Genomic DNA, 4127 nt, shown 5'->3' on the forward strand with positions numbered 1-4127 from the left:
GTATATTGATAATGGTGACAGACACCATTGAAAATTACTACGTTAAAATAATAATTTATTTGCATTTCCATGCCTTTAAACCTTTATCATTATTTGTTAAAAAATAAGTGGGACTATCATAATTGTGAAATCGCTTTCATTAATTTTGATAATTTCACAGGAATTAGGAGATTTTGAATTAAGAGAATATTGTTGAAATTTGTCAGAATTTTTAATTAGTTGTTATCTTATATTATCACAACTTAAATGTTATAATTTACTAAAATATTATTTCGAAATTATAAATGAAAGTTGGAAAGAGAGGAAGGATTAATGGTGTCAACAAATAGTAACAAGACTGAAATTCCGCAACCAAAAACCTTTGGTCCGTTAGGGAATCTCCCACAATTAGACCTGCATAAGCCATCCCAATCTATCATGAAGCTTGCCTATGAGTACGGACCAATTTTTAAACTCAAATTCCCTACAGGGACAGGTATTTTCATATCTTCTGGAGAATTGGTCAAGGATGCCTGTGATGAATCCCGTTTTGATAAGCTTGTGAATGCACCGTTACAGAAGGTCCGATCTTTTTCGGGTGATGGTCTTTTTACGAGTTGGACGAAAGAAGAAAATTGGAAAAAAGCCCATAATATACTGCTGCCGAGTTTCAGCCAAAGTGCCATGAAGGGTTATCACTCCATGATGGTGGATATTGCTGTACAACTAATCCAAAAATGGGGCAGGCTTAATTCTGATGAAAGTATCGATGTTCCTGAAGATATGACAAGGCTTACGCTGGATACAATTGGGCTTTGTGGATTTAACTACCGTTTTAACAGCTTCTATAGAGAAAAACCCCATCTATTTATACAATGTATGTCCAGTGCCCTTGATGAAGCAATGAATCAGAGCAATCGTCTAGGTATTCAGGATAAATGGATGGTAAAGAAAAGACGACAATTTAAACAAGATATCCAATATATGTTTTCTTTAGTAGACGAAATTATCAAGGAACGTAAATCCAGTGAAGAACATGATGGTGAGGATCTTCTGTCAAGAATGCTGAATAGTTCAGATCCCGAAACTGGTGAAAAATTAACAGATGAAAATATCCGATATCAAATTATTACTTTTTTAATTGCCGGTCATGAAACAACCAGTGGGCTTCTTTCATTCACTTTGTATTTTCTTATGAAACATCCAGAAAAATTAGCAAAGGCTTATGAGGAAGTGGATCGCGTTTTATCTGGTTCAGTACCGACCTACCAGCAGGTGCGAAATCTTAAGTATATACGAATGATTTTAAATGAGTCTCTAAGATTGTGGCCAACCGCCCCTATGTTTTCGCTTTATGCCAAAGAAGACACGATTCTGGCCGGTAAGTATCCACTAAAAAGACGTGAAGTTGTTAACATAATGAATTTAAAACTCCATCGCGATAAGGATGCTTGGGGGGACGATGTAGAAGAATTTAAACCGGAACGATTTTCCGATCCAAAAAAAGTGCCACACCATGCATATAAACCGTTTGGGAATGGACAACGCGCTTGTATCGGACAACAGTTTGCCATGCATGAGGCTACCCTGTTAATTGGGATGATCTTAAAACACTTTGAATTAATTGACCATACAAATTATCAGCTCGAGGTAAAAGAGACCTTAACCTTAAAACCAGATGGATTAACGATGAAAGTCCGCCCGCGTGATCCTGAACGTAATTTTGCCTTAATGGCTAGCGATACAGACAATACTCAACAGTATTTTGAAAAACAAGCTTGGGCAAACCAACAATCCATTAAGAATGCACATAATACACCGCTTCTTGTGCTTTACGGTTCGAATATGGGGAATGCTGAAGGAATGGCACGCGACCTATCCTTAACAGCACGATTCAAAGGATTTCGGAGTGAATTCGCTGCGCTTGATGAATACGTTGGCGTACTCCCAAAGGATGGTGTGGTGCTAATAGTTACCTCCTCTTACAATGGGAATCCTCCAAAAAATGCTAGAAAATTTGTCAAATGGCTTAAGGATGCTGAACCTGCTTCTTTAGAAAATGTAAAATATGCCGTATTCGGATGTGGTGACACAAATTGGGCAAGCACCTATCAAAGCGTTCCAACTCTAATAGACGAAAAGCTGAGTGAATTGGGAGCCTACCGTGTTTCACCAAAAGGTCAAGGAGATGCTAGCGGAGATTTTGATCTGCATTTTGAAGAATGGCACAGTCAATTATGGCCAAACATTTTTCATACCTTAGGATTAGAAATGACCGTTGACCCTGACCTATCAAGTACACTATCTGTACATTTTATTCAGGAGAATGAAGGTGCATACAATGCTACTCCTTCTCATCCATCTTTCAAAGGCAGGTTATCTCAAAATCCTTCTGATGTTGTAGAAAAGGCTATTAACCGATTCGCATTAAATGGGAATGAACTCATCCTTCTATCTGGTAACAAAGAAAAATTAGAACACCTTCCGCTGGATATACCAGTACGAATGGTGGATTTGTTAACATATAGTGTCGCCCTACAGGAACAAGTTACGGAGAAGCAACTCCATGAACTTGCCGAACATACAGTTTGTCCCCCACATAAACGTGAGTTAAATGAAATGAAAGCAGGCATAAATAATGTAAAAATGACGATGTTGGATTTATTGGTGAAGTACCCCGCTTGTGAACTACCCTTTGAACAATTTATACAGCTCTTAGAACCTTTCCAAGTGAAGGTTATGTAATTCGTAATAGGCAGCTTAGTCTGCCTATTTTTTAGTTGCTTGAAAGTATTACCTTCCCGTTCTTTTTCCATAAATCTATCTGCTCCTTTTAGACTCGCCAATAGTCGGTTTTTTTTGAAAATGGCAATCACATTTTCTTCTATACTTTATAAATAGTGAGGAAAATTATAGGAGATGTAGTCGATTGAAAAAAATATTAGGAGTATAATAGCTATATTCAATCCTTTTCGAAACCATTTGGATTAAGGAGGAAACGCTATGAAAGCAAATGAGATCATGATAACCCAAGTCCACAAAGTAAAAGAAAGTGATTCAGTCAGGGCGGTAATCGAGAAATTCTTAGAGTACCGGATCAGCGGACTTCCAGTGGTTAATGATAGAAATGAAGTAGTTGCTTATGTTAGTGATGGCGATATTTTGCGTTATATTGGGAAGCATGAAGACCGTGTAGTGGATAATTTCTATTACACTTTTGTCATAAAAGGGGACCAGGAAGAGTTTGAAGAACGGGAAAAACGTCTGTTAAACCTTAATGTTATGGAAATTGCTAAAAAGAAAGTTTTCACTGTGTCTTGGAATGAAGATATTGAGAACATTGCTGCTTTTTTAGGAAAAAAACAAATAAAGAAAGTCCCTGTAGAACGAAATGGCGTTTTAGTGGGGATTATCAGCCGCGGTGATGTAGTTAGAAACGCATTTAAAGCACTTCTATAAGATATTGCAAAAACGGTCACTATACAGGTTAGTGACCGTTCTCCTTTTGGGTTTAGAAACCATTTGTAAAGTGGTCAGGATCTGGACCAACTCGTTCATCCTTATTTAAGCCATCGATTCTAGCCATATCATCTGCTGAAAGCTCAAAATCGAAAATATCAGCATTCTGAATAATCCGCTCTTCTTTAATAGATTTTGGAATAGTGACGACCTTATTCTGTACGTCCCAACGCAGGATTACTTGAGCAGCCGTTTTTCCATATTTTTCAGCAATTTGATTTATGGTTGGATCATCCAGTAGTTGCCCCTGCTTTAATGGTGACCATGCTTCAAGCTGGATTCCTTCTTTTTGACAAAATGCCAAGAGATCTTTTTGAGTTAAATGTGGATGGAATTCCACTTGATTCACCATAGGCTTGATTTCAGCATCCTTTAATAATTCCTCTAAGTGATGAACGTTAAAGTTGCTGACACCGATTGCCCGAACTTTGCCATCTTTATATAATTTTTCAAGAGCCTTCCATGTTTCTTTGTATCGATCTTTGCCTGGCCAGTGGATTAAATATAAATCGAGGTAATCTAAACCCAATTTTTTTAAGCTTGTTTCATATGCCTGCAAGGTGGATTCATAGCCCTGATCAGAATTCCATACTTTTGAGGTAATAAATAGTTCCTCTCTTGGAATTCCT

Annotated in this window: 3 protein-coding genes; 2 read left to right on the plus strand and 1 reads right to left on the minus strand. The window is 37.5% G+C overall.

Translation table 11 applies throughout. The features are described from left to right. Window positions 1–312: 312 nt before the first annotated feature. The gene (locus tag V7083_RS20075) at window positions 313–2724 is read left to right on the plus strand and encodes a cytochrome P450 (RefSeq protein WP_438823752.1); all 2412 of its coding nucleotides are present in this window, start codon (window positions 313–315) and stop codon (window positions 2722–2724) included. A gap of 258 nt (window positions 2725–2982) precedes the next feature. Next, window positions 2983–3438 (plus strand): CBS domain-containing protein, encoded by a 456-nt coding sequence (locus V7083_RS20080; protein WP_335481253.1) that lies wholly within the window; start codon window positions 2983–2985, stop codon window positions 3436–3438. A gap of 52 nt (window positions 3439–3490) precedes the next feature. On the opposite strand, the gene V7083_RS20085 is transcribed toward V7083_RS20080, so the two are convergent. Further along, a partial coding sequence (locus tag V7083_RS20085; RefSeq protein WP_335481255.1) for an aldo/keto reductase occupies window positions 3491–4127 on the minus strand: 637 nt, incomplete at its 5' end.

The sequence above is a fragment of the Bacillus sp. JJ1764 genome (assembly GCF_036962145.1).
Classification (GTDB): domain Bacteria; phylum Bacillota; class Bacilli; order Bacillales; family Cytobacillaceae; genus Neobacillus.